Consider the following 26,224-nt stretch of genomic DNA (forward strand, 5'->3'; position numbering starts at 1 on the left):
CCCAGTGTCCGTGGTGGCACTGACGACGAGGGTGAGCAAGTCTCTGGGCAGGAAGGCGGGGTTCGAATCTGTCTGCAGAACTGGACGCCAACATTGTAGGAATAGAGCGCGGCACCCCGCACTGTCAAGTTAACTTGTCAATTTTGATGACGCTCCAGCCGGAACGGGCCTCTGGACCACGCGCACTGTCATCCGGTCGATGTAATTTCGTCGTGACGTCAATTTACATTGACACTTTGTCCCCAGCCGTCTAGATTCGATTACGAGGACAGAGGAGACGCGACGATGCGCAACAGAGAGGCCTCACCGGCGATGCGGCACACACCGCTTTACACGCCGGAGGAACGCCGCCGGCGGGACGAATCACCCTGGACCCTGGTTCAGGGGGTGCTGGCGCCGGTGCAGTTCGTCGCCTTCGCGATCAGCCTCGTGCTCGTGCTGCGCTATCTGTGGTCCGGCGAGGGCCTGCAGGCTGCAACCTGGTCGGTGGTGATCAAGACCCTGCTGCTGTACGCGATCATGGTCACCGGCTCGATCTGGGAGAAGGCGGTGTTCGGCGTCTGGCTGTTCGCCCGCCCCTTCTTCTGGGAAGACGTATTCAGCTTCGCGGTGCTGGCGCTGCACACCGCCTATCTGGTCGCACTGGCGACCGGCACGCTGGACGGAACCGGCCTGATGTGGCTGGCGCTGGCGGCCTACTTCACCTACGTCATCAACGCCGGACAGTTCCTGCTCAAGCTGCGCGCCGCGCGGCTCGACACGGCGAGTCCGGCGGCCGGCAACCACGGCGCGGTGGTGCAGGCATGAGCAATCTGCACGACATTCCGATCGCCACCCGCAGCGGCTGCGACGAGCGCCCGGTGCTGCGCGAACGCGGCCAGCGCGAGGTGTTCTGCGGTCTGACCGGCATCGTGTGGCTGCACCGCAAGCTGCAGGACGCCTTTTTCCTGGTGGTCGGCTCGCGTACCTGCGCCCACCTGATCCAGTCCGCCGCCGGCGTAATGATCTTCGCCGAACCGCGCTTCGGTACAGCCATCCTGACCGACCGCGACCTGGCCGGCATGGCCGACGCCAACGACGAACTCGACCGCCTGTGCGTCACGCTGCTCGAACGCCGGCCGGAAATCCGCACGCTGTTCCTGGTCGGCTCCTGCCCGTCGGAAGTGATCAAGCTCGACCTCGCGCGTGCCGCCGAGCGGCTCAACGCCCGGCTGCTGCCGCAGGTGCGCGTGCTGAACTATTCCGGGTCCGGCATCGAAACCACCTTCACCCAGGGCGAAGACGCCGCGCTGCGCACCTTCGTGCCGCTGATGCCGCACACCGACGCGCGCCAGCTGATGGTGGTGGGCTGTCTGCCGGACATCGTCGAGGACCAGTTCCGCCGCCAGTTCGAACAGCTGGGCATCGCCAACGTCGTATTCCTGCCGGGCCGCCGCGCGGCCGACGTGCCGGCGATCGGTCCGAACACCGACCTGCTGCCGGCCCAGCCCTTCAATGGCGACACCGTGCGCGCACTGGTCGCCCGCGGCGCCCGGCTGCTGCGCGCGCCCTACCCTTTCGGCGCCGAAGGCACGACCGCCTGGCTGCAAGCGGCCGCCCGCGCCTGGGGCGTAACCCCGGCCGCATTTGACGCGGTGACCGGCCCGGCGCGTGCGCGCACCGAAACGGCACTGGCACGGCAACGCCCGCTGCTGGCCGGGCGCAGCCTGTTCATGCTGCCCGACTCGCAGCTCGAACCTTCGCTCGCGCGCTTCCTGCACCGCGAACTGGGCATGCGACTGATCGAGGTCGGCACGCCCTTTCTCGATCGCCAGATGGTCAGTGAGGAACTGGCGCTGCTGCCGGAGGACATCGTGCTCAGCGAAGGCCAGCACCTCGATCGCCAGCTCGACCGCGTGCGCGCCGCCCGCCCCGACCTCACCGTATGTGGCCTCGGCCTGGCCAACCCGCTGGAGGCCGAGGGGCTGGCCACCAAATGGTCGATCGAACTGGTGTTCTCGCCGATACACGGCTACGACCAGGCGGGCGACCTGGCCGAACTGTTCGCCCGCCCGTTCGCGCGCCGCGCACGGCTGGCCGTCTGAAGGGGCACGCGATGCAGCTCACGCTCTGGACCTACGAAGGACCGCCGCACATCGGTGCCATGCGCATCGCCACCTCGATGCGCGACCTGCACTACGTGCTGCACGCACCGCAGGGCGATACCTATGCCGACCTGCTGTTCACGATGATCGAGCGGCAGGACCGCCGGCCGCCGGTCACCTACACCACCTTCCAGGCACGCGACCTCGGTGGCAGTACCGCCGAGCTGGTGAAGGCAGCAGTGGCCGAGGCTTTCGAGCGTTTCCGTCCGGCCGCGCTGCTGGTCGGTGACTCCTGCACCGCCGAACTGATACAGGACCAGTCCGGCGCGCTGGCCGCCGGCATGCAGCTGCCGATACCGGTGGTGGCGCTGGAACTGCCCGCCTATTCGAAGAAGGAAAACTGGGGTGCCGCCGAAACCTTCTATCACCTGACGCGCACGCTGCTCGCCGACCAGGTGCCCGCGCCCGAAAGCAAGCGCCCGGCGCGTGACCCGGCACGCCGGCCGCGCGCCAACCTGCTCGGCCCGACCGTGCTCGGCTTCCGCTGTCGCGACGACGTGACCGAAATCCGCCGCCTGCTCGACGCGCTCGGCATCGACGTAAACGTTGTGGCGCCGCTCGGCGCCTCGGTCGACGATCTGCGCCGCCTGCCGGATGCCGACTTCAACATCGATCTCTACCCGGAAGTATCGCGCACGCTGACCGGCTGGCTGAGCCGCAGCTTCGGCATGCCGGCCACGCGGACCATTCCGATGGGCGTTGGCGCGACGCGCGACTTCATCGCCGAAGTCGCCGCCCTGGCCGGCGTCGATCCGTCGCCGCTGCTGGCCGCCGAAACGCCGGGCGCCGCCGGCCGTGGCAGCTCGGCCTCACGCCAGCCCTGGTATGCGCGCTCGGTCGACTCGACCTATCTGACCGGCAAGCGGGTGTTCATTTTCGCCGATGCCACGCACGCCATCGCGGCCGCGCGCATCGCCGCCGAAGAGATGGGCTTCACCGTGGTCGGCCTCGGCTGCTACGCGCGCGACTTCGCCCGTGACGTGCGCGAGGCGGCGGCGCGTTACGGCGTCGAGGCGCTGATCAGCGACGACTACCTCGAAGTCGAAAAGGCCATCGCCGCCGCCGCGCCCGAACTGGTGCTCGGCACGCAGATGGAGCGCCACATCGCCAAGCGGCTGGGCATCGCCTGCGCCGTCATATCGAGCCCGATCCACGTGCAGGACGTGCCGGCCCGCTACAGCCCGGTGTATGGCTTCGAAGGCGCCAACGTGCTGTTCGACAGCTGGGTGCATCCGCTGGTGATGGGGCTCGAAGAACACCTGCTGCAGATGTTCCGCGACGACTTCGAATTCAACGATGCCGCGCCCGCCTCGCACCTGCCTGCCGTCGCCGCACAGACGATGGCGGTGGCCGAACTGGGCATGAGCGACGCGGACGACGCCCCGGCCTGGACCGCGGACGGCGAGCGCGAACTGAAGAAGATTCCGTTCTTCGTCCGCGGCAAGGCGCGCCGCAATACCGAAAGCTTCGCCCGCAGCCGCGGACTGAGCACCATCACGGTGGAGACGCTCTACGATGCCAAAGCTCACTTCGCGCGCTGAGCCCTCGACCGCCGATGCCACGCCCATACGCGTGGTCATCGTCACGATGGACACCCACCTGGCCAGTGCCACCGAGCGCGCACGCAGCGCGCTGCGGCGCGAACTGCCCGGTCTGGAACTCGAGGTGCACGCCGCCTCCGAATGGAGCGACCGGCCGGAGGCACTGGCGCGCTGCGAAGCCGCAATCGGCGCCGCCGACATCGTCATCGCCACCATGCTGTTCATGGAGGATCACTTCCGCCCGGTACTGCCGGCGCTGATCGCGCGCCGCGAGCACTGCGACGCCATGGTGTGCGCGATGTCGGCCGGCGAGGTCGCGCGGCTCACCCGCATCGGCCGCTTCGACATGAGCGCGCCGCCGAGCGGACCGATGGCACTTCTCAAGCGGTTGCGCGGCAACGCCGGCAAGGGCGGCAGCAGTTCCGGCGAACGGCAGATGCGCATGCTGCGCCGCCTGCCCAAGCTGCTCCGCTTCATTCCCGGCACCGCACAGGACGTGCGCGCCTACTTCCTGACGCTGCAGTACTGGCTGGCCGGCTCGCAGGACAACGTCGCCAACATGGTGCGCTTCCTGATCGACCGCTACGCCGACGGCCCGCGCGCCCACCTGCGCGGCCGCATGAAACCGGGCGCACCGTTCGACTACCCGGAAGTCGGCGTCTATCACCCGCGCATCGCCCAGCGCATCGCCGAGCAGGTCGCCGCGCTGCCGACTGCGCCGGAAGCGCGCGGTACGGTCGGCGTGCTGCTGATGCGTTCCTACCTGCTGGCCGGCAACGCCGCCCACTACGACGGCGTGATCGCCGCGCTGGAGGCGCGCGGCCTGTCGGTCATCCCCGCCTTCGCCACCGGCCTGGACGCACGGCCGGCGGTCGAGCGCTTCTTCATCCGCGACGGCCGCGCCGTGGTCGACGCGGTGGTGTCGCTGACCGGCTTCTCGCTGGTCGGCGGCCCGGCTTACAACGACGCGAAGGCGGCCGAAGACCTGCTGGCAAGACTGGACGTGCCCTACCTCGCCGCCCACCCGGTCGAGTTCCAGACGCTGGAACAGTGGGGTGCTTCCGAGCGCGGCCTGCTGCCGGTCGAGAACACCATCATGGTGGCCATTCCGGAACTCGATGGCGCCACCAGCCCGATGGTATTCGGCGGCCGTTCGGCCGGAGCCGGTGGCACCTGCGAGGGCTGCGCACGCCGCTGCAGCTTCCCGCCCAGTGAAGGCGGACGCGACATGCACGTGTGCGCCGAGCGCGCCGACATGCTGTCCGACAAGGTGGCGCGGCTGATCGCGCTGCGCCGCGCCGAGCGCGCGCAGCGGCGGGTCGCGGTCGTGCTGTTCAACTTCCCGCCCAATGGCGGCGCGGTCGGCACCGCCGCCCACCTGTCCGTCTTCGCCTCGCTGTACCGCACGCTGGGCGCGCTGAAGCGCGAGGGTTACCAGATCGACATGCCGGCCAGCGAGGCGGCATTGCGCGACGCGCTGCTGACCGGCAATGCCGAGCGCTTCGGCGCACCGGCCAACGTGCATCACCGGATACCGGCGGACGAACACGTGCGGCGCGAAACCTGGCTGGGCGAGATCGAGGCGCACTGGGGACCGGCACCGGGCCGCGACCTGAGCGATGGCCGTCACCTGTTCGTGCTCGGCGCCCGGTTCGGCAACGTGTTCGTCGGCGTGCAGCCGTCCTTCGGCTACGAAGGCGACCCGATGCGCCTGCTGTTCGAACAGGGTTTCACGCCGACGCACGCCTTCTCCGCCTTCTACCGCTGGCTGCGCGAGGACTTCGCCGCGCATGCCGTGCTGCACTTCGGCACCCACGGTGCGCTCGAATTCATGCCGGGCAAGCAGGCAGGTCTGTCCGGCGCCTGCTGGCCGGACCGCCTGATCGGCGCGCTGCCCAATCTCTATCTGTACGCATCGAACAATCCGTCCGAGGGCGCGCTGGCCAAGCGCCGATCCGGCGCCACGCTGATCAGCTACATGACGCCTCCGGTCACTCAGGCCGGCCTGTACGCCGGACTGGCCGAAATGAAGGTGTCGGTCGAACGCTGGCGCGCACGCGAACCGGGCAGCGAGCGCGAGGCACCGGCACTGGCCGCGCTGATCCAGGCGCAGGCGGCGGCGCTCGAACTGAGCGCGGCGACACCGCCGTGGACCGACGCCGAAGCCGCCATCGCGACGCTCGGCCTGCAGATGCATGAACTGGAGCGCACGCTCATCCCCTGCGGTCTGCACGTGGTGGGCGAAGCGCCGACAGAAACCGAACGCGCCGACCTGCTGCACGCGGTCGCCCAGGCCGGTCACGGCATCGAGCTGCCGCGCACCATGATTGCCGCCGTCATGCGCGGCGACAGCCCGGAGCGCATCCGCAGCGCAGGCAATCTGGCCGATGACGACGGCACGCGCGCACTGATTGCCGAACTGACGAAAACGAACAGCCTGCTGGCCAAGGACCACGAGGTCGATGCGCTGGTGCACGCTCTGGACGGCCGCTTCGTGCGTCCGGCCCCCGGCGGAGATCTGCTGCGCACACCGGCGGTGCTGCCGACCGGCCGCAACCTGCACGGCTTCGACCCTTTCCGCATCCCGAGCGCCTTCGCCGTCATCGATGGCGCGAAACAGGCGGCCCGCCTGCTTGCCCGCCACACCGACGACGGTCACCCCTTCCCGGAATCGATCGCCATGGTGCTGTGGGGCACCGACAACCTGAAAAGCGAGGGCGGGCCGATCGCGCAGGCGCTGGCGCTGATGGGTGCGAAGCCGCGCTTCGACAGCTACGGCCGCCTGGTCGGCGCGCAGCTGCTGCCGCTGGAAGAACTGGGCCGGCCGCGGGTCGACGTCGTGATCACGCTGTCCGGCATCTTCCGCGACCTGATGCCGCTGCAGATCCGCATGCTGGCCGAAGCCGCCTTCCTTGCCGCCAGCGCCGACGAGCCGCTGGCGCACAATTTCATCCGCAAGCACGCGCTGGCCTTCCAGGCCACCAACGGCTGCGACCTCGAAACCGCCGCGCTGCGCGTATTCGGCAATGCCGAAGGCGCTTACGGCTCGAACGTGAATCACCTGATCGAGAACAGCCGCTGGGACGACGAGGACGAGCTGGCGGAAACCTATACCCGCCGCAAGGGCCACGCCTACGGCCGCAGCGGCCGGCCGGTTGCCCGCAGCGCGCTGCTCACAAGCGTGCTGGCCGACGTCGAACTGGCCTACCAGAACCTCGAGTCGGTCGAACTGGGCGTGACCACGGTCGACACCTATTTCGACACGCTGGGCGGCATCTCCCGCGCGGTGCGCCGCGCCCGCGGCGCCGACGCCGCGGTGGCACCGGTCTATATCGGCGACCAGACCCTGGGCGAAGGATCGGTGCGCACGCTGGACGAACAGGTGGCGCTGGAGACGCGCACCCGCATGCTGAATCCGAAGTGGTACGAAGGCATGCTGGCGCACGGCTACGAAGGCGTGCGCCAGATCGAAGCGCACATCACCAACACCATGGGCTGGTCGGCCACCACCGGCCAGGTGTCGCCCTGGGTGTACCAGCAGCTGACGCAGACCTTCGTGCTCGACGAAAAGATGCGCAGCCGGCTGGCCGAACTGAACCCCACCGCCGCCGCCAAGCTCGCCAACCGGCTGATCGAGGCGCACGACCGACGTTACTGGCAGCCGGACGACAGCGTGCTCGCGCGCCTGCGCGAAGCCGGCGACGAACTGGAAGACCGCCTCGAAGGCGTGTTCCAGCGGGCCAGCGCATGAAGCACCTCACCCACCTTTCCAGGGCCGCACCGTGAATACAGTCACCACCACCCATGTCCCGCTGTCGTCGCTGAAGACGCGCCGCGGCCCTTCGCATCCTGACGGCGAAGGCAGCGTGCAGGTGCATCAGGACCCGGCGCTGCGCATCGGCACCGCCAAGGTGTTCGCCGTCTATGGCAAGGGCGGCATCGGCAAGAGCACGACATCGTCCAATCTGTCGGTCGCCTTTTCCAAGCTCGGCAAACGCGTACTGCAGATCGGCTGCGACCCCAAGCACGACTCGACCTTCACGCTCACCAAGTCGCTGGTGCCGACGGTGATCGACATTCTCGAGACCGTCGATTTCCATTCCGAAGAACTGCGGCCGGAGGACTTCGTGTTCCCCGGCTACAACGGCGTCATGTGCGTCGAAGCGGGCGGCCCACCGGCCGGTACCGGTTGCGGTGGCTACGTAGTCGGCCAGACGGTGAAGCTGCTGAAGGAGCACCACCTGCTCGACGAAACCGACGTCGTGATCTTCGACGTGCTCGGCGACGTGGTGTGCGGCGGCTTCGCTGCCCCGCTGCAGCACGCCGACCGCGCGCTGGTGGTGACCGCCAACGACTTCGATTCCATCTTCGCGATGAACCGCATCGTCGCCGCCATCCAGGCCAAGTCGAAGAACTACAAGGTGAGGCTGGGCGGCGTCATCGCCAATCGCAGCAACGCCACCGACCAGATCGACCGCTTCAACGAGCGGGTCGGCCTGAAGACCATGGCGCAGTTTCCCGACCTCGACGTGATCCGCCGCAGCCGGCTCAAGAAAGCCACGCTGTTCGAGATGGATCCGACGGTCGAGGTCGAGGCGGTGCAGCACGAATACCTGCGGCTGGCCGCCTCGCTATGGGCCGGCACCGATCCGCTGGAATGCGCGCCGATGAAGGACCGCGACATTTTCGACCTGCTGGGATTCGACTGATCATGGACAGCTCCTACCTCGAACGCCGTGGCGAGATCGCCACCTATTTCGACCGCACCGCGGTGGACGCTTGGAAGCGACTCACCTCGGACGCACCGGTAGGCCGCATCCGCGCCACCGTGCGCGCCGGCCGCGATCGCATGCGCGCCACGCTGCTCGACTGGCTGCCCGACGATCTGAGCGGCTGCCGCCTGCTCGACGCCGGCTGCGGCACCGGCGCGCTGGCGGTCGAGGCGGCGCGCCGCGGCGCCCATGTGGTGGCGATCGACCTGTCGCCGACCCTGATCGGACTGGCGCGCGAACGCATGCCACACGGCCTGGCCGGCCACATCGACTTCCGCTCGGGCGACATGCTGGACCCCGCGCTCGGCCACTTCGACCACGTGGTGGCGATGGATTCGCTCATCCACTACCGTCCGCGCGATGCCGTGCGGGTGCTGTCGGGCCTGGCCGCGCGCACCGCCGCCTCGCTCATGTTCACCTTTCCGCCCAGCACGCGCGCACTCGATGCGATGCACTTCGTCGGTCGCTTCTTCCCGCGCGGCAACCGCGCGCCGGCGATCGAACCGGTACGCGAAGCGGTGCTCGGCCGGCTGATCGCCGAGGAGGACGGCCTGCGCGCGATGGCACCCCTGCGCAGCGAACGCGTCGCCAGCGGCTTCTACACCTCGCAGGCGATGGAACTGGTGCGCACATGAACGCACCGCGCAGAGGGCTCGGCCTGCCCGCACTGAACGCCCGCGCCGCACGGCTGTGGACCGGTGTCGGCACGCGCTTCCTGCCCTTTGCCGACGCCGCCAGCGAGGCGCTGCCGCTTGGCCGCCTGCTGCGCCTGTCGCTGTTCCAGGTGTCGGTCGGCATGGCTACCGTGCTGCTCATCGGCACGCTGAACCGGGTCATGATCGTCGAGATGGGCATGGCGGCCTGGCTGGTCGCCGCGATGGTGGCGCTGCCGCTGCTGTTCTCGCCCTTTCGCGCCCTGCTCGGCTACCGCTCGGACACCCACCGCTCGGCGCTCGGCTGGCGCCGCGTGCCCTATCTGTGGATGGGCACGCTGGTGCAGTTCGGCGGACTGGCCATCATGCCTTTCTCGCTCATCCTGCTGTCCGGCGATACGCGTGGCCCCGAATGGGTGGGTCAGGCCGGTGCCGCGCTGGCCTTCCTGATGGTCGGCGCCGGCATGCAGACGGTACAGACCGCTGGCCTCGCGCTCGCCACCGATCTCGCGCCGCCGGCGGCACGGCCGCGCGTGGTGGCGCTGATGTACCTGATGCTGCTGGCCGGCATGGTGGGCAGCGGCGTCGCATTCGGTCTGCTGCTCGCGGACTTCTCGCAGCTGCGGCTGATCCAGGTGATCCAGGGATCGGCCCTGGTGACCATGGCGCTGAACATCGCCGCGCTGTGGAAGCAGGAGGCGCGCAGCGCGCGCAGCACCGACGCGCCGCGCCAGCCCTTCCGCGCGATATGGCAGCAGTTCTCGACGCACGCGCGTGCCACCCGCTACCTGCTGGCGCTCGGCCTGGGCAGCGCCGCCTTCAGCATGCAGGACATCATTCTCGAACCGTATGGCGCCGAGGTACTGGGCATGGGCGTCGGCGCCACCACCGCACTGACCGCGCTGATGGCCTGCGGCGCGCTGGCCGCCTTCGCCTTCGCGGCACGCACGCTGGCGCGTGGCGTCGATGCCTGCCGCGTCGCCGCCTTCGGCGCGCTGATCGGCATCGTCGCCTTCTCGACCGTCGTGTTCGCCGAGCCGCTGCAGTCGACCGCGCTGTTCCGCGGCGGCGTCGGCCTGATCGGCTTCGGCGGCGGACTGTTTTCGGTCGGCATGCTGACCGCCGCAATGGGCCTCGACAGCGGCGGCATGAACGGGCTGGCGCTCGGCGCATGGGGTGCGGTGCACGCCTGCAGCACCGGCCTGGCGATCGCCCTCGGCGGGGCGCTGCGCGACCTCGTGTCGACGCTGGCAACCGCCGGCGCGCTCGGCCCGGCACTCGCCTCGCCGGCCACCGGCTACAGCTTCGTCTATCACTGCGAAATCTATCTGCTGTTCGCCAGCCTGGTCGCACTCGGACCACTGGTGCGCAGCGCCCCGCGCGCGCCGGTCCCGGCCAGCGCGAAGTTCGGACTGGCCGATTTCCCCGGCTGAACATCCATCACACAGGAGAATGACCATGGAAACCGGCGCCATCACCCAGTACTTCGACGTCGCACAGATCGTGCTGTACGTCTTCTGGATATTCTTCGCAGGGCTGATCTACCACCTGCACCAGGAGAGCAAGCGCGAGGGCTACCCGCTGGAATCGGACCGTTCCGACAGCATCCGCGTGCAGGGCTTTCCGCCTATCCCCGACCCCAAGACCTTCCGCCTGCAGGACGGTCGCACGGTGACCGTGCCCAATGACTTCAGGTCGCCGCAGACGCTGAAGGCCACGCCCAGCGGCAACTGGCCCGGCGCTCCGCTGGACCCGACCGGCAACCCGATGCTCGACGGTGTCGGCCCCGGCGCCTGGGCCGACCGCGCCGACCTGCCCGACCTCACCTTCGACGGTTCGCTGCGCATCGTGCCGCTGCGCGACGCGCCCGACTACGACGTCGCGCACCAGGACACCGACCCGCGCGGTCTGCCGGTGATCGGTGCCGACGGCGCACAGGGCGGTGTGGTGCGCGACCTGTGGGTGGACCGTTCGGAAGCGATCTTCCGCTACCTCGAACTCGACGTGCCGGCAGGCGGCGGCACGCGTCGCGTGCTGCTGCCGATGAACTTCTGCCGCGTCGGCGAACGCGCGGTCAAGGTGGCGTCCATCCTCGGCCACCAGTTCGCCAGCGTGCCGCAGCCCAAGGCGGCCGATCGCATCACGCTGCTGGAAGAGGAAAAGGTGATGGCCTACTACGGCGGCGGCACCCTGTACGCCGAAGCGTCGCGCAAGGAACCCCTGCTGTGAGCGGCCTGCGCGCAGTCCGCCACGACGGCCACGAACACGAGTTCGAAGCCTCGCCCGGCCTGCCGGAGCGGCTGCCGTCAGACGAAACCCTGCTCTGGCAGGGTGGCCCGGACTGGAAGCAACTGGCACGCGAGCGCTTCCACGTGCGCGCGCTGACGCTCTACTTCGCATTCATCCTCGCGCTGCGCGCCGGTTTCGTCGTCGCCGACGGCGGCAGCTTCGGCGACGCAGCCAGTGCCGTGCTGATGCTGCTGCCGCTGGTGCTGGCCGCGCTCGGCATGATGACGCTGCTGGCCTGGCTGAGCGCGCGCACCACGGTCTATACGATCACCGACCGGCGCGTCGTCATGCGCGTCGGCATCGTGCTGAGCCTCACCTTCAACCTGCCGCTGAACCGGATCGAGGCGGCCAGGCTGAAGCTCACGCGCAAGGGGCACGGCAACATTCCGCTGCTGCTGGCCGCGCCCGATCGCATCGCGCTGCTGCACCTGTGGCCGCACGCCCGTCCGTGGCGGGCCGCCCGGCCGGAGCCGATGCTCTGCTGCATCGCCGACGCCGCCCATGTCGCCAGCCTGCTGACCGATGCTTGGCAGGCCGCGCGCAGCGACGCGCCGCAGACGGCTCCCGCAGCGGTCGCGCAGAGGGCCGATGCGCCCGCGCCGCGTGTCCGCCGCACCGGTCGCGCACCGCAGCTGGCCACTCACTGAGGAACGCGGCATGAGCGCACACACCGAAGCCGCACTGCCGCGTTGGCCGCTGCTCGCCATCGGCCTGATGCTGGCCGGCGTGCTGGCCGCGGTGGCGCTGGTCCGTCTGTCCGGGACGCCGATCGCGACGCCGGACGCCGCTGCGGTCGCGGTACGCGAGCTGCGCTTCGAGGACAGGCCGGACGGCAGCATCGCGGTGATCGATGCGCGTACCGATACGCAGATCGAATCCTTCGTCGGCGAACAGGGTTTCGTGCGCGGCACCTTGCGCGGCCTGGTGCGCGAGCGCCGCCGTCAGCAGATCGGGCCGGAACAGCCGTTCTCGCTGATCGCCCGCGCCGACGGCCGGCTCACACTGGTCGATCGGAGCACCGCGCGCCGCGTCGACCTTGAATCCTTCGGCCCGGTGAACGCCGGCGCCTTCGGCCGGCTGCTCGACGCCGGTCGCCCCACCCTGCATGCATCGGGAGCACAGCCATGAGCACTGCCACACAGCCTGCGCCGCAGGTCGCCGTTTCCGCCGAGGCCACCGACAAGGCGCGCGTCAGCACCATGCTGAGCCCGCGCTTCTACACCACCGATTTCGCCGCGATGAACCGCCTCGACGTCGGCCCGGTGCGCGCCGAGTGGGACGCGATGATGCTGGAGTACGAAGGCGACAACAATCACGACCACTTCCAGCGCAGCGCCGATTTCGGCGAACAGATCCGCGACCTGCCGCCGGCGCTGCACCAGGAGTTCATGGACTTCCTGATCAGCTCGATCACCTCCGAATTTTCCGGCTGCGTGCTGTACAACGAAATAAAGAAGAACGTCGACAACCCGGACATCAAGGCACTGATGGCCTACATGGCGCGCGACGAGGCGCGCCACGCCAACTTCCTGAACATGTCGCTGAAGGACTACGGCCTCGGCGTCGATCTGGGCAGCCTGAAGCGCACCAAGCGCTATACCTTCTTCAAGCCGAAGTACATCTTCTACGCCACCTATCTGTCGGAGAAGATCGGCTACGCACGCTACATCACCATCTACCGTCAGCTCGAACGCCACCCCGAACTGCGCTTCCACCCGATCTTTCGCTGGTTCGAGCGCTGGTGCAATGACGAATTCCGGCACGGCGAATCGTTCGCCCTCATCCTGCGCGCCCAGCCTCACCTGCTGCGCGGCGCCAATCTGCTGTGGGTACGCTTCTTCCTGCTCGCGGTGTACGCGACGATGTATGTGCGCGACCACATGCGGCCGCAGCTGCACCAGGCCATGGGACTGGAGGCCGACAGCTACGACTACGCGGTATTCCGCATCACCTCGGACATTTCCAGGCAGGTGTTCCCGCTGACGCTGGACACCGACAGCCCGTCCTTCCGCGCTGGCCTCGAACGGCTGTTTGCGCTGGCCCAGGCAAACGAGGCGGCGAAGCAGCAGGGCGGCATCACCGGTCTGTTCAAGCGCGGCGCCTGCGCAGTGGCCGCCTTCGGCACCTTCGTCCGCCTCTACCTGCACCCGGTCAAGCCAAACGCGGTGCCGGACGACGTGCGCATGTCGCCGGCCTGGTGAGCGCGATGGACGGCGCCCTGCCCGGCTGGGCGCTGCCCCTGCTCTACGCGCTGGCGCTGTGGTGGGCGGCCACCGGCGCCATCCTCTATCTGGACGGTCTGCCGCGACGCACCTTCCGCCTCAGCATGACGGTGGCCAGCGTGCTGGCGATCGCCGCGCTGGCCGGCCTGCAGCACAGTGCGCAGCTCGACAGTGCCCTCGGCAGCTACTGCGGCTTCACCAGCGCGCTGGTGGTGTGGGGCTGGATGGAAATGAGCTTCCTGATGGGCTGGGTGACCGGCCCGCGCAAACACGCCTGCGCCGCGGGTTGCGACGGCGTCGCGCATTTCCGTCACGCGACCGAGGCCATCATCCACCACGAACTGGCCATCGCCGGCGGCGCGTTGCTGATCTGGCTGCTCACGCTGGACGCCGTCAATGCGACCGCGCTGCACAGCTATCTGCTGCTCTGGGGCATGCGGCTGTCGGCTAAGCTGAACCTGCATTTCGGCGTGCGCAACTTCAGCGAGGAATTCCTGCCGCCGCACCTGCTCTACCTGAAGAGCTTCTTCCGCCGGCGCCGCATGAATGCGCTGTGGCCGCTGTCCATCGTCGCCGGTAGCGCGCTCACCGGCGAGCTGATCGGTCACGCCGCCGCGGCAGTACCCGGCAGCGCCGACGCCGTGGCCCTCACCCTGCTCGCCACGATGGCCGGCCTGGCCGTGGTTGAGCACCTGTTCATGGTGCTGCCGCTGCCGTTCAACGCGATCTGGAACTGGGGACTAAAATCTCGCGCTCCGGAAGAGGTGAAGCCGCTCTGACCGCGGGAGCGACCTCTGGTCGCGATGCGGCGATTGCGGACCGCCCAGACCGCTATCGCGAGCAAGCTTGCTCCCACAGAAACCTTGCCCATGCTGCCGACGCGGCGTGTTCTTGTGGGAGCGGCCCTGGCCGCGACAGGGCTTTCGCTGTCCGCCGGCTCCGATCAAGGTCGATGTCGGGGTCAGAAGACCCCTCCCACAGAAACCCGATCCCGGCGCCGGCCGCAGGGCAGACGCACCCCCTGTGGGAGCGGCCTTGGCCGCGACGAGGCTTTCGCTGCCCGCGGGCTTCGATCCAGACCACTTTCGCGAGCAAGCTCGCTCCCACCGGAGCCTTGTGCCCTAGCCGCCAATGCGTGCGAAGAACAGGCCGCGGTTGATGTCGCCGATGCTCACCATGCCGACCAGCTTGCCGTCGCGCGCGACCGGCATGCGGCGGAAGTTCTTGACGCCCATCCACGACGCCGCTTCGAGCACGGGCGTATCGGGTGACAGCGCCAGCGGGTTGCGCGTCATCACCGCGTCGACGCGCATCGCCAGCACGGCGTCGTAGCCCTGCTCCATCGCGAGAAAGTCACGTGTGCCGACGTTGTCGTGGATGTAGTCGCCGAGCTTGGGATACATCGGCAGCATGATGTCGCGCACCGACACGATGCCGACCAGGGTGCCGTCCGGCTCGATGACCGGGATGGCGCCGCAGTGACGGCTGAGCATGTGGATGACGACGGATCTGACGCTGTCGCCGGGTGCTGCGCTGAGCACGCCCGACGACATGACTTCGCTGACCTGCATGACTGTCTCCTCTGCGCGGAGTGCGGGAGGGGCCAGCCGACCCGGGCGCTGCGCGGTCCGGACGCACCGGGTGGCGCGCCCTGTCTGCGTGGTGTCCGGATCCGCTCCCGCAGAGGCGCTGTCTGGCCCAGCGCGGAGGAGAACTGCAGGAGCGGCCGAACGGGGTCGGGTCGGCGCACCGTGGCGCGCCGACCGTGGATCAGGGCTTCGCCGCTTCCGCCTCGGCGGCCGGTTGCGGCGCCTCGGCTGCGGCGGCAGGCGGCAGTGCCGCCTGCGCGCCCGGGGCGCTGAGCGCCAGGTAGTCCTTCAGCATCGGCGTGCCATAGAGCGGCTTGTAGGCGCCCTGGTGGCAGGTCGCGCAGTTCAGCTTGGCAACGTCGCCGGTCGGGCCGAGCCGATGCGCCGGGAAGGTCGCGGTCAGCGGCACCATGTACTCGTTGTTCAGGTCGCGTGCCATCCGTATGCCGTGCCAGGCGGTCTGCCGCTGCGGCGTGCTTTCGGTCCATGGCGCGAAGGCGCGGCTGTTGTGGCAGTAGGTGCAATTGACGCCGAGCGCGTCCGACATGTGCATCATCAGTCCGTAGGTGCCCTCGGTATCGGCCAGCGAACCATGCGCCGCGGTCGGCAGCGCGGTCACCGCATTGACGCGGATTTCCTGCCCTTTCTGCAGATAGCGGGTGAAGGCGTCGTAGGGCAGCGAGGCGTAGGCGACCGCGGCGTCCGGCGTGTTCTGCTGCATTTTCGACCCGGCCATGCGCGTCGCATGCTTCTGCGGCGGCGGCTGGAACCACACCTCGGCCGGTACCGGCATGCCGCGGTGGCAGGTGTAGCAGGTGACGCCGGTGTCGGCGACGTGCGGCTTCCAGTCGGCATTGATGTGCTGCGTCATCTGGATCATCCGCCGTGCCACCACCTTGGTGTACATCGAGTCGTCGGCCATGTTCTCCAGCTTGTGGCAGTAGGCGCAGCCCTGTTCCGGCGACACCCAGGCGGTCATCGCCACCATCAGCCGGGTGAACTCGGCCACGCTGACGTCGCCCAGCACCTTCACGTTCTGGAACACCTCGGACGCCTTCTGCCCTTCGCGCGGCGCCGCCGGTATCGGCTCCGGCACCACGTTCTTCTGCTGCTCGCCCTCGACGATGCGCGGGTTATAGACCTGGACCATGCCGGTGCCGCGCACGCCGCGCTGCACCGTGTCTATCGGCGGTTTCTCGCAGGCGGCGAGCAGCAGCCCCGCCCCCAGCATGGCGACGACACGCAGTGTTGCCTTCAGGGTGTTCATGGCTGCACTCCTTGCACGGTGGCGGGATCGACGACGGTGCCGAACACCGCCGGATACATCGGTGCAACGTGATGCTTGACGGCCCACAGATACCAGTTGTCGACCACGGTGCCGGTCAGCAGGATGCCGATGCCGCCGGTCAGCGGACACAGCACGGCGAACCACCAGGCCCAACGGTGGATGGATTCCATCGACGCGTTGAAGCCCATGGTCCAGCGCCAGAACAGCGCGGCGCGTTCCGACGCGGTGCCGCGATCGACGATCTGTTCGATCTCACGCTCGCCGCCGAAGCGACTGACCGCCAGGATGGTCGCGCCGTGCATCGCGAACAGCAGGGTCGAACCGTAGAGGAAGGCGATCGACAGCATGTGGAAGGGGTTGTAGAACAGGTTGCCGTAGCGGATAGAGAACGCGGCGGTCCAGTCCAGGTGCGGGAAGATGCCGAAGGGCACCGCCTCCGACCACGAGCCCATCAGCACCGGGCGGATGAAGCCGAGCACCAGGTAGAGCCAGATCGCGGCCGCGAAGGCCCACGCCACGTGGGTGCCCATGCCGAGTGCGCGTGCCCTGCGGTACATGCGCACCCACCAGAGCAGGATGGAAGCGGTGAGGAAGAAGCCGGCCATCAGCCACCAGCCGCCCTCGTTCAGCGGTGGTATCGACAGTCCGTAGTGCGGCGCCGGCGGCTCCAGCGCGAGCCAGAACAGCTGGCGCACGAACTCGATCGGATCCCAGTTCACCGAGGCCATCATGTTCAGGCCGATGATCTCGAAGGCGATGAAGCCGCAGATCAGCGACGCCAGCCCAAACCAGCCGAGATAGATCGGCCCGATCTGCGCGTCGCCGAGGCGACCGAACAGATGCACGTGGGTCGGCGTGCCGGTGCGTTCGCGGTCGTCACGACCGACCGAAACACCGGGGAAGGACGGTGCGTGCACCTGCACCTGCGTGAATAGATTCTGGTACTCGGCCATGATGGCACCCTCGCTTTCGTCTGTTATCGCCACACGGGAAGGTTGAGCCACCAGCTCCACCATTCCGGCCACCCGCGTGTCCAGAACGGACCGCTGATGACGATGCACACCGCGCTCCAGAAGCCGGCCGACAGCGCGAGGAAAAGACCCAGCCGATGCACGCCCAGCGTGCCGATCGAGTAGCCGATGGCGTCGCGGAAGAAGGTGTTTTCGTGGTCCGGCGTCTTGACCACACCGTCACCCGGCGGATTGGTCGCCGACAGGATGAGCGCACCGTGCAGCGACAGCGCCAGCGTGGTGGCGAAGAAGCAGCTCACCGCCAGCATGTGCGCCGGGTTGTAGTGGAAGTGCAGATACTGGTAGCCGGTGTTCGACACCCAGTCGAGGTGGCTCATGATGCCGTACGGAAAACCGTGGCCCCAGGCGCCGAGCAGCAGCGGCCGGAACACCACCAGCGTGACGTAGGCGAAGATGGCGAACGAGAACGCCACCGGCACGTGATACCCCATGCCGAGCTTGCGGCAGATCTCGACCTCGCGCAGCGCCCACGACACGAAGGCGCCGATCGCGCACACCGTGATCAGCTGCCACAGCCCGCCTTCCATCAGCGGTGCCATGCCCAGGCCGTACTTCAGGTCGGGCGGCGCGATGTTGATCTGCCAGAGATTCCAGGTGGTGCCCTGCGAGGCGCCCCAGATGATGAGCAGTGTGCCCAGCAGCGCGAAGAACAGGCTGGTGACACCGAAGAAACCGACGTAGAAGGGGCCGACCCAGAAGTCGAACAGGTCTCCGCCGAGCAGCGTCCCGCCACGGATGCGGTATTTTTTTTCGAAACTGAGCATGGACATGCCAACCCCCTTATCCGGAAGCGCGATGCCTCCGCGGTAGAGACGCGCTGCAGCGCTCATGCGAGGCCGGGCAGGCCCGGTCCCCGCACTCCTGCCGTCAGTGCATTTACTGCGTTGTCCGCATCGCGACCGGAGCCGGCATTGCGCTCTGGGCCGTTGCTGCGGGTTTCTTGCTCGGGCCTTCGATCCAGTTGAAGCGATCGGTGCTGAGCAGGATGAAATGGATCAGGAGCGCCAGCACCATGAGGAAGGTGAAGAGCGCGACCAGTGATCTGCGCGGATCGAAAAGCAACCAAATACGCCACATATCTGCGCTCCTATGCCTGGTAGATGTAAGGAATGACCGAGTAGGTCGCCGCCCTGACGCCTTCGATCAGAGACGCATAACCCTCGGAACCCGGCAGCCAGGGGCGCCAGTTCCAGACGAGGATGTGCGCGATGATCGCGACGACCAGAAAGACGATGAAACTGGTCATGAAAATGGCGTGGAATTCCCGCGCCTCGGAATCTGTCAGTCCTGACAGGGATCCGCTTCTAGTGCCATCAGCCATACCGATTACCTCCTGACGGGCCTTTCGGCCATTGCCGCGCAACGCCCGCGCGGCGGGGACTTCCGGGGCTGACTGCGCCCCGCAAGAGGGTGGACGGACGCGTGCTGCGCCCGCTCCGGACGGTGGCCAGACCGGTCCTCATGTCGTTTCCAGCGCACGCTGCACGCGCGCTGCGGTGATGCGTTGCTCGTCGGCGCTGCGTGCCGCCTCCTCCGCCTTGTCGCGCAGCCGCTTGGCAGCCGAGATGCGCACCAGGAAGGGCTGCTTGTCGAGGTACTGATCGAGCAGCCGCTGGGCGTCTTCGTCCCACGGCCGTGCGTCGGCGCGGGCCAGCCGCGACGGTGTGGCATCGACGCGATCCATGTCGCTGCCCAGCGGCAGGATGTGGAACAGCGCGTCGAACAGCGCGTTGCACACCTCCTGCACCAGATAGGTGGCGCCGGCGTAGCCCATGAAGGGCGTGCCGGTATGGCGGCGGATGATGGCGCCGGGAAAGGAGGCAGGGATGTAGCTGCCGCGTGCGCCGCACTCGGCCATGTACATGCGCTCGTTGTAGCTGCCGAACATGACCAGCGGTGCCTTGTCGCGCACCAGCGCGCGCACTGCGTCGTTGTCGGTCTTGGCGCCGGCCCGGCGCGACACCGCGAAGGCACAGGGCAGACCCATGTCCTCCTCAAGGAAGTGGCGGATGCCGCGTGCGTAGGTGTCGTTGGCGACCACAGCGAAGCTGGCGGTGCCGAAGAAGTCCTGCGTCACCGAACGCCACAGATCCCACAGCGGCTTGATCGTCGTGTGCTTCTCGCGCTCGATGAAGGGCTCCGGATCGAGTCCGGTCAGTTCGCCCAGTGCGCGCAGGAAGCGGGTGGTCGAGTGCAGGCCTATCGGCGCCTGCAGATAGGGCCGTTCCAGCGTTTCGCAGAGCAGCCGGCCGTACTCGCGGTACATGCAGATATTGACGTCGGCATCGACCAGTTTCGGCACGTCGGCCAGATGGCTGCCGAGCGGGAAGCTGAGGTTCACCTCGCAACCCATGCCTTCGACCAGGCGACGGATTTCCGCCAGATCGCTCGGCGTGTTGAAGCAGCCGTAGATCGGCCCGATGATGTTCACCCGCGGCTTCACGCCGTCGGCGCGCGGCTTGCGTTCGGGGATGCGCTTGACGCCGTACTGCGTCCACAGCCAGTTGATGGCGCGATTGGCGCACTGCCACTGGTCCTCGTCTATCGTGCGCGGCAGGAAGCGCTGGATGTTGGTGCCTTCGGGCGTCACGCCGCCGCCTATCATTTCGGCGATCGAGCCGGTCACGACCACCGCCGGCTGGTCCGGGTCCAGCACCTGGTGCGCTCGGCGCATGCTGCCTTCGGTACCCTCGCGGCCGAGCTGTTCTTCGGCCAGGCCGGTCACGACGATGGGCAGTTCGTGCGGCGGAAGGCCGTCGGTGTAATGCAGCACCGACGTGACCGGCAGGTTCTCGCAACCGACCGGACCGTCGATCACCACCTGCAGACCCTTGATCGCGGTGAAGGTGTAGACCGCGCCCCAGTAGCCGCCTGCGCGGTCGTGGTCGAGGATCAGCATGTCGCCACCTGCCCGGTGCGGGCTCGCTGCGCGCTCCGATTCGTACTCATATCGCCTCCTCGACGCTGCGCGCGCGGGCCAGCTTGGCCATCTTCGCGCGGTAGGCAGCGCGATACTCCGGCCTGTCCTTCGGCACGTCCTGCCACACGCCGCCGGCGTGACCGCTGCCGACGCCGTCGAAGAACTCGCTCATCGTGTCGAAGCGCGCCTTGTTGCCGATGGCACCATTGATCACCTGCGCCAGCGAGCCGGCACCGGCCGGCCCCATCAGCGGCCGCGCGGAAATCAGGTTGGTGAAGTAGAGCGCCGGGATGCGCGCCTCCTTCGCCGCCTGCACCACCGGCGTGGTGCCGATCGCCAGGTCCGGACTGAATTCGCGCATCGCGGCGAGATCCTGTTCGAGCGAGGCGCGGTACTGCACATGTACGCCGCGCGCACTCAGCCATTCGCGGTCGGCCGCGCTGTGCGGCGTCTGCGGGCAGGCGGTGCCGACGTAGCGCAGATCGGCGCCGCTCTCGACCAGCAGCCGTGCCACCAGCAGTTCAGAGCCTTCGTAGCCGGACAGCGTGATGCGCCCCCTGATCGGGTTGGCCGCGAGCGCGCCGCGTATCGCCGGCAGGAAGCGGTTCTTCGCCGCGTCGATCTGCGCCTGACCGACATTGGCCGCCTGGCCGATGGACTGCAGCCAGGCGTCGGTGCCATCGTGGCCGATCGGCGCCGAACCGACGATGGGTCGGCCGGCCGCCTCAAACTCGCGGAAGCTGGCGGTATAGAAGGGATGGATGGCGCCGACCACCGCGCAGTCGAGCGCGGCATACAGCTCGCGCCACTCGCGCGTCGGCACCACCGGGCCGGCCGCCAGACCCATCGGTTCGAGCAGCGAGCCGATGATGACTGGATCGACCGGGAACATTTCGCCCACCAGCGCCACCGTCGGCCGGTCGGCCACGCCGTTGCGCGGCGCCTGCACCGGCCCCTGCTCCGCCTCCTGGCGGGCATAGCGCAGCATGGCGCCGGCCAGCACGTCCTTCGCCTCGGCGTGGGTCGGTACGCCGAAGCCGGGCACGTCGATGCCGATGATGCGCACGCCGTCGATCTCTTTCGGCAGCAGCTGCAGCGGCACACCGCTGGCCGTCGGCACGCACAGATTGATGATGACGATGGCGTCGTACTGGGCCGGATCGGCCAGCTTGTACACCGCCTCGCGGATGTCCTCGAACAGCTTGCCGGTCACCAGCGTTTCGCTGTTGAAGGGCACGTAACCGACGCTGCGGCGAGCACCGTAGAAATGCGAGGTGAAGGTGAGGCCATAGACGCAGCATGCGGAACCGGACAGCACGGTCGCGGTGCGGCGCATGCGCAGGCCGACGCGCAGCGAACCGAAAGCCGGGCACATGCTCTGCGGCTGGTCGTGCGGGCCCTTCGGATAGTCGGCGGCGTAGCGGTCCAGCGTTTCGCTCTTGCCGGCCGCGCGCGCCGCGCCGTCCAGCTGTTCGCGCCCGGCGTGGCAGCCGATGCCGTCACCGTCGGCCGGCCGACGCTGCGTCGACAGCGCGTCGGTGTTGATGACCTGTGTATGCGTTGTGTCGGTCATGGTGGCCACCTCAGACGGTGTCGTACACCACTTCGAGCGACGGCCGGACCACGTCTTCGCGGCCCAGCATGTCGGCCACCGTGGCCGGCGTCATCACGTAGTCGCGACCGGTCACGTCGGCGGCGAACAGGCCGAGCAGGCCGTCCTGGGTCATCGGCTTCGGCCGCACCGGTGGCGCTTCCGCCACGTTGGTGGCCAGTTCCTCGAACAGCGGCGCCCACTGCGAACCCGGACGGCCGATGATTTCGTAGCTGGCGCTCTTGCGCCGGATGTCGTCGTTGGCCGGAATGGTGGCCAGCACCGGAATGCCGGCCGCATCGGCGAACCTCGCCGCCTCGCCGGTGCCGTCATCGCGGTTGATCACGACGCCCGCCACACCGACGTTGCCGCCCAGCTTGCGGAAGTACTCGACCGCGCTGCACACGTTATTGGCGACGTACAGGCTCTGCAGGTCGTTGCTGGCGACCACGATCACCTTCTGGCACATGTCGCGGGCGATCGGCAGGCCGAAGCCGCCGCACACCACGTCGCCGAGGAAGTCGAGCAGCACGTAGTCGAAGCCCCAGTCATGAAAGCCGAGCTTCTCCAGCGTTTCGAAGCCGTGGATGATGCCGCGCCCGCCGCAGCCGCGACCGACCTCGGGGCCGCCCAGCTCCATCGCGAACACGCCATCGCGGATGAAGCAGACGTCGCCGATGCCGACCTCCTCGCCGGCCAGCTTCTTCTTCGAACTGGTTTCGATGATGGTCGGGCAGGCCTTGCCGCCGAACAGCAGCGAGGTGGTGTCGCTCTTCGGGTCGCAGCCGATCAGCAGCACCTTCTTGCCCTGCTGCGCCATCATGTAGCTCAGGTTGGCCAGCGTGAAGCTCTTGCCGATGCCGCCCTTGCCGTAGATGGCGATGATCTGGGTCTGCTTGGTCACTTCGCCGTCCGCGACGGGATCGGGATCGATCGCCGCCTCGGCGCGCAGCACCTTGGTCAGGTCGAACTTGATGGGGCTGACGGCACCGCCGCCACAGGCTTCGGTCATGACAGCTGTCTCCAGTCGAGGATCATCTTCAGGCAGCCGGGGTCGCCGAATGCCGTGCGGTAAGCGAGGTCGGCGCGGATGGCCGCCTCGCGGTGCGTGATCAGGCCATCGAGCGACAGCCGGCCGTCGGCGGCCATGTCGCGCACGGTGGCCAGATCGGCGTCCTGCCATTGGGCGGCGACGCGCAATCGCGCCTCGCGCATGAAAGCCGGTGCGAAATGGAAGGACAGTGCGTCCTCGTAGAAGCCGGCCAGCACGATTTCGCCCTGTGGCGCCAGCCGTGCGATCAGCGTATCGAGCAGCGTCGCGTCGCCGCTGACGTCGCAGATGCAGCGGTAGTCGCGACGGCTGTCCAGCGCGGCCGGGATGACCGGGTAACCGGTGCTGCCGGCGGCGCGCATCGGATTCGTCTCCCACACCACCGGATCACCGCCGGCGGCGACCGTGAGCCGTGCAACCAGCCGGCCGAGCACGCCGTGACCGATGATGAGATCGGGCAGCGTAGCGCCGCCCATGACCGCGTGCTGCGCGGTGGCGGCCAGCGCCAGCAGGATGCCGCGTTCGGCCAGGGCTTCGTCTATCGGCAGCGCCCGCGCCGCCGGTACCACCAGCCGTGAGGCGGCCCCGCCGAACAGGCCGCGCACCTCGCCGAAACAGCGCGCACCCGGTACGAACACCCGCTCGCCGACGCGCAGTCCTGCGGCGCGCCCGGCGGCGCTGACGCGGCCCACCGATTCGTAACCCGGCACCAGCGGATAACCCATGCCCGGAAAGGGCGGCATGCGACCGGACCACAGCAGGCGTTCGGTGCCGGTGCTGATGCCGCTCCACTCGACATCGACGACGACGTCGGCGTCTCCTGCAGGCGCCAGATCCAGCCGTGTCACGACCAGCTGTTCCGGTTGCTGCAGCACTACGGCCATGCTGTCCATCGCGCCTCCCCGTTGAGGACGGTCGGCTGACGGTGTCAGCACGGCCTGTCGCATAAGTGTCATTCTATGTTTACTATGATCTGTGTCAACGTTTAATTACACTTTGTCGCTTCATCTGCTGTCAGCGGTCGTGGACGCGCCACCAGCACGCAGGTCTGCAGCGGGATCCGCGTCGGCAGACGGCCGATCTGGCAGAAGCCAGCGGCGCGCAACATGTCGGTGAGCCGCGCCTCGCTGCGCGGGCGGCCCCGCCCCATTGCCATCAGGTAGAAGCCGAAATAGGCGTCGCCTACCGGCTCGGCGCCGGCGACGCCGGACATCGGTTCGGCGATCAGCAGCGTGCCGTCGGGTGGCAGCAGCGCGCGGATGGCGCGCAGCAGCTGCATCACGTCGTCGTCGTCGTGGTCGTGCAGCACGCGCACCACCGACACCAGGTCGGCACCACGCGGCAAGGCGTCGGTCTGAAAGGCGCCGCCGAAAACCTCGGCGCGCGTCGTCATGCCCGCCTCGACGAAACGCCGGCGCGCCTGCGCCGCCACCGCCGGCAGGTCGAACAGCTGCAGCCGCAGCTCCGGGGCGCGACGCGCGGCGGCACGCAGAAAGCTGCCATCGCCGCCACCGACGTCGAGCAGGCAGCGGTGCATGGCCACCGGATAGGTATCGAGCACCTCGTCGGCCACCAGCGGCTGCGAAGCCGCCATCAGCGCCGTGTAGTCGGCGATGCGGCCGTCGTCGAGCGCCGCCGCATCGGCATTGCCGGCATAGGGCCAGTAGCCGGACAGCGCAGTGGTGCCGGACAGGCCGCGCAACAGCGCCACCGGGTCCTCGAAATCGCGATAGACCCGACCGTGATGCTCGACCATGTCGGCAATGCCCGGATTGGCCAGCACGGCCGCCCCCAGCATGCCCAAGCCGTAGCGGCCGCCGCTGCGGCGCGACGCCAGGCGCAGCGCCACCGCCGCGTCGAGCAGTCGCTCGGCGGCGTCGCGGCTGAGCCCTGTGCGCAGGGCCACCTGCTGCGCGCTCTGCGCGCCGTCGGCGAGCAATTCGAACAGTTTCAGTCGCACGCAGGCGAGCAGCACCTGCGAATAGACGAAGCCGGCGCACAGATCGAACAGCGCACGCGCCTCGCGGCGCGCCTTGTGGCGCGTCAGCGGAAAGGCGGCCGCCCAGCGATGGAAACGCGGGCTGCTGAGCAGGCGCTCCGCCGCCTGGCGGATGCGCTCGATCAGGCCGCCTTCGTTCGCCGCCATCGACGACGGCCGGAAAGTGTCGGGCAGATCCATGACGCGCGCTTCAGGCGGCGCAGTCGACGATCTCTGCCGGCAGGAAGCGTCGCGCTTCCATCGCGATCACCGCGCGCAATCCGTCGGCACCGGAGCACGCAGGCACTGCGTCCATCGCATCGCTCACCAGTTGCTGCAGCCGTTTCACCGCGCCCGGTATGCCCAGTTCGCGGGCGGCGCTCGGCCGGCCCAGCGCGGCGTCGCGACCGATCGGCTTGCCGATGCGCTCCTGCGTCGAGGCCACGTCGAGGATGTCGTCGGCCACCTGGAAGGCTTCGCCCATGCAGTCGCCGAGCGCGCGCCACGGGCCGGGATCGGCCCCCGCCGCCGCCGCGCCGGCCATGGTCGCCGCGGCAAACAGCGCGCCGGTCTTGGCCTGCTGGTACTGGCGCAGGTTCACGTCGGTTTCGCATTCGAGCGCCTGACCGGCGACGATGCCCGACGGCACGCCGACACCGCGACCGATGATGGACAGCAGCGGCAGCAGACGGTACGGCGCCTGGGCGCCGCCGCGTGCCATCGTCTGGAAGGCCAGCACGATCAGCGCATCGCCGGTCAGCACGGCGATGCGCTCGCCGAAGGCGCTGTGCACCGAAGGCTTGCCCCGGCGCAGCGGCGCGTCGTCGAAGCAGGGCAGATCGTCATGCACCAGCGAGGCGCAGTGCAGCAGTTCGATCGCCGCCGCCGCGTGGTCGGCGATCGACGTGTCGTCCTCGCCGCAGGCGCAGGCCGCGGCCAGACACAGCCGCGGCCGGATGCGCGCGCCGCCCGGGAACACCGCGTGACGGATGGCCGCCGCCAGCAGCGGCGGGCAGCCGGGACCGTCGGCATGCGACAGCGCGGCCACCAGCGATTGTTCGACCGCCATCCCCAGGGCCTGCTCGATGCGCTTCATTCCATCCATGGCCTGTTCCCCGCATGTGTCGGCGCGCAGCTGTGTCCGACGAGTTATCG

Annotated in this window: 24 protein-coding genes; 12 read left to right on the forward strand and 12 right to left on the reverse strand. The window is 68.6% G+C overall.

The window, feature by feature from the left end; all coding sequences use genetic code 11:
* The first annotated feature begins 285 nt into the window (after positions 1 to 285).
* Genes bchF through puhE form a run of 12 tightly spaced genes read left to right on the forward strand, consistent with a single transcriptional unit; the run spans position 286 to position 14,400 of the window.
* On the forward strand, positions 286 to 807 hold the full coding sequence (bchF, locus tag METRZ18153_RS0115950) for a 2-vinyl bacteriochlorophyllide hydratase (protein WP_020165672.1): 522 nt from the start codon (positions 286 to 288) through the stop codon (positions 805 to 807).
* Entirely contained in the window at positions 804 to 2,084 is a 1,281-nt protein-coding gene (locus tag METRZ18153_RS0115955) for a ferredoxin:protochlorophyllide reductase (ATP-dependent) subunit N (protein ID WP_020165673.1), read from the forward strand. The genes bchF and METRZ18153_RS0115955 overlap by 4 nt, the downstream gene beginning before the upstream one ends.
* 11 nt (positions 2,085 to 2,095) lie before the next feature.
* Complete coding sequence (bchB, locus tag METRZ18153_RS0115960) at positions 2,096 to 3,685, forward strand: ferredoxin:protochlorophyllide reductase (ATP-dependent) subunit B (RefSeq protein WP_020165674.1); 1,590 nt, start codon at positions 2,096 to 2,098, stop codon at positions 3,683 to 3,685.
* Positions 3,660 to 7,436 carry a magnesium chelatase subunit H gene (locus METRZ18153_RS0115965; RefSeq protein WP_020165675.1) on the forward strand — a complete coding sequence of 1,259 codons (3,777 nt, stop codon included), beginning with the start codon at positions 3,660 to 3,662 and terminating at the stop codon, positions 7,434 to 7,436. The genes bchB and METRZ18153_RS0115965 overlap by 26 nt, the downstream gene beginning before the upstream one ends.
* 31 nt (positions 7,437 to 7,467) lie before the next feature.
* Complete coding sequence (gene bchL / locus METRZ18153_RS0115970) at positions 7,468 to 8,394, forward strand: ferredoxin:protochlorophyllide reductase (ATP-dependent) iron-sulfur ATP-binding protein (RefSeq protein WP_020165676.1); 927 nt, start codon at positions 7,468 to 7,470, stop codon at positions 8,392 to 8,394.
* A 2-nt stretch (positions 8,395 to 8,396) separates the two neighbouring features.
* Positions 8,397 to 9,092 carry a magnesium protoporphyrin IX methyltransferase gene (gene bchM / locus METRZ18153_RS0115975; protein ID WP_020165677.1) on the forward strand — a complete coding sequence of 232 codons (696 nt, stop codon included), beginning with the start codon at positions 8,397 to 8,399 and terminating at the stop codon, positions 9,090 to 9,092.
* The gene (locus METRZ18153_RS0115980; protein ID WP_020165678.1) at positions 9,089 to 10,543 is read left to right on the forward strand and encodes a BCD family MFS transporter; all 1,455 of its coding nucleotides are present in this window, start codon (positions 9,089 to 9,091) and stop codon (positions 10,541 to 10,543) included. Before bchM ends, METRZ18153_RS0115980 begins: the two co-directional genes overlap by 4 nt.
* 25 nt (positions 10,544 to 10,568) lie before the next feature.
* A complete protein-coding gene (gene puhA, locus METRZ18153_RS0115985; RefSeq protein WP_020165679.1) occupies positions 10,569 to 11,339 on the forward strand; it encodes a photosynthetic reaction center subunit H in 771 nt (256 codons plus the stop codon).
* Positions 11,336 to 12,046, forward strand: coding sequence for a photosynthetic complex putative assembly protein PuhB (gene puhB, locus METRZ18153_RS0115990; protein WP_020165680.1), 711 nt, complete (start codon positions 11,336 to 11,338; stop codon positions 12,044 to 12,046). Before puhA ends, puhB begins: the two co-directional genes overlap by 4 nt.
* Positions 12,047 to 12,056: 10 nt before the next feature.
* The gene (gene puhC / locus METRZ18153_RS0115995; protein WP_043364282.1) at positions 12,057 to 12,527 is read left to right on the forward strand and encodes a photosynthetic complex assembly protein PuhC; all 471 of its coding nucleotides are present in this window, start codon (positions 12,057 to 12,059) and stop codon (positions 12,525 to 12,527) included.
* The gene (gene acsF / locus METRZ18153_RS0116000; RefSeq protein WP_020165682.1) at positions 12,524 to 13,600 is read left to right on the forward strand and encodes a magnesium-protoporphyrin IX monomethyl ester (oxidative) cyclase; all 1,077 of its coding nucleotides are present in this window, start codon (positions 12,524 to 12,526) and stop codon (positions 13,598 to 13,600) included. The genes puhC and acsF overlap by 4 nt, the downstream gene beginning before the upstream one ends.
* 5 nt (positions 13,601 to 13,605) lie before the next feature.
* Complete coding sequence (gene puhE / locus METRZ18153_RS0116005; protein WP_020165683.1) at positions 13,606 to 14,400, forward strand: putative photosynthetic complex assembly protein PuhE; 795 nt, start codon at positions 13,606 to 13,608, stop codon at positions 14,398 to 14,400.
* A gap of 342 nt (positions 14,401 to 14,742) precedes the next feature.
* On the opposite strand, the gene METRZ18153_RS0116010 is transcribed toward puhE, so the two are convergent.
* From METRZ18153_RS0116010 to METRZ18153_RS0116065, 12 genes are all read right to left on the reverse strand, one after another.
* A complete protein-coding gene (locus METRZ18153_RS0116010; protein WP_020165684.1) occupies positions 14,743 to 15,192 on the reverse strand; it encodes a CBS domain-containing protein in 450 nt (149 codons plus the stop codon).
* A gap of 199 nt (positions 15,193 to 15,391) precedes the next feature.
* Positions 15,392 to 16,477 carry a photosynthetic reaction center cytochrome PufC gene (pufC, locus tag METRZ18153_RS0116015; RefSeq protein WP_020165685.1) on the reverse strand — a complete coding sequence of 362 codons (1,086 nt, stop codon included), beginning with the start codon at positions 16,475 to 16,477 and terminating at the stop codon, positions 15,392 to 15,394.
* Positions 16,474 to 17,451: a photosynthetic reaction center subunit M gene (gene pufM / locus METRZ18153_RS0116020; protein ID WP_029143823.1), complete on the reverse strand. Its 978-nt coding sequence runs from the start codon at positions 17,449 to 17,451 to the stop codon at positions 16,474 to 16,476. The genes pufC and pufM overlap by 4 nt, the downstream gene beginning before the upstream one ends.
* A gap of 23 nt (positions 17,452 to 17,474) precedes the next feature.
* Positions 17,475 to 18,299 carry a photosynthetic reaction center subunit L gene (pufL, locus tag METRZ18153_RS0116025; RefSeq protein WP_020165687.1) on the reverse strand — a complete coding sequence of 275 codons (825 nt, stop codon included), beginning with the start codon at positions 18,297 to 18,299 and terminating at the stop codon, positions 17,475 to 17,477.
* Positions 18,300 to 18,405: 106 nt separating this feature from the next.
* Positions 18,406 to 18,606: a light-harvesting antenna LH1, alpha subunit gene (gene pufA / locus METRZ18153_RS0116030; RefSeq protein WP_019916985.1), complete on the reverse strand. Its 201-nt coding sequence runs from the start codon at positions 18,604 to 18,606 to the stop codon at positions 18,406 to 18,408.
* A gap of 10 nt (positions 18,607 to 18,616) precedes the next feature.
* Complete coding sequence (pufB, locus tag METRZ18153_RS0116035; RefSeq protein ID WP_029143824.1) at positions 18,617 to 18,850, reverse strand: light-harvesting antenna LH1, beta subunit; 234 nt, start codon at positions 18,848 to 18,850, stop codon at positions 18,617 to 18,619.
* A 138-nt stretch (positions 18,851 to 18,988) separates the two neighbouring features.
* On the reverse strand, positions 18,989 to 20,428 hold the full coding sequence (gene bchZ / locus METRZ18153_RS0116040) for a chlorophyllide a reductase subunit Z (protein WP_020165689.1): 1,440 nt from the start codon (positions 20,426 to 20,428) through the stop codon (positions 18,989 to 18,991).
* A gap of 46 nt (positions 20,429 to 20,474) precedes the next feature.
* Positions 20,475 to 22,022 carry a chlorophyllide a reductase subunit Y gene (gene bchY / locus METRZ18153_RS0116045; RefSeq protein WP_020165690.1) on the reverse strand — a complete coding sequence of 516 codons (1,548 nt, stop codon included), beginning with the start codon at positions 22,020 to 22,022 and terminating at the stop codon, positions 20,475 to 20,477.
* 10 nt (positions 22,023 to 22,032) lie between these two features.
* Positions 22,033 to 23,052 carry a chlorophyllide a reductase iron protein subunit X gene (locus METRZ18153_RS0116050; protein ID WP_020165691.1) on the reverse strand — a complete coding sequence of 340 codons (1,020 nt, stop codon included), beginning with the start codon at positions 23,050 to 23,052 and terminating at the stop codon, positions 22,033 to 22,035.
* Entirely contained in the window at positions 23,049 to 23,984 is a 936-nt protein-coding gene (bchC, locus tag METRZ18153_RS0116055) for a chlorophyll synthesis pathway protein BchC (RefSeq protein WP_020165692.1), read from the reverse strand. The genes METRZ18153_RS0116050 and bchC overlap by 4 nt, the downstream gene beginning before the upstream one ends.
* Positions 23,985 to 24,076: 92 nt before the next feature.
* Positions 24,077 to 25,270 carry a methyltransferase gene (locus tag METRZ18153_RS0116060; RefSeq protein ID WP_020165693.1) on the reverse strand — a complete coding sequence of 398 codons (1,194 nt, stop codon included), beginning with the start codon at positions 25,268 to 25,270 and terminating at the stop codon, positions 24,077 to 24,079.
* A gap of 10 nt (positions 25,271 to 25,280) precedes the next feature.
* Positions 25,281 to 26,174, reverse strand: coding sequence for a polyprenyl synthetase family protein (locus METRZ18153_RS0116065; protein WP_029143825.1), 894 nt, complete (start codon positions 26,172 to 26,174; stop codon positions 25,281 to 25,283).
* Between the last annotated feature and the right edge of the window lie 50 nt (positions 26,175 to 26,224).

The sequence above is a fragment of the Methyloversatilis discipulorum genome (genome assembly GCF_000385375.1).
GTDB lineage: Bacteria > Pseudomonadota > Gammaproteobacteria > Burkholderiales > Rhodocyclaceae > Methyloversatilis > Methyloversatilis discipulorum_A.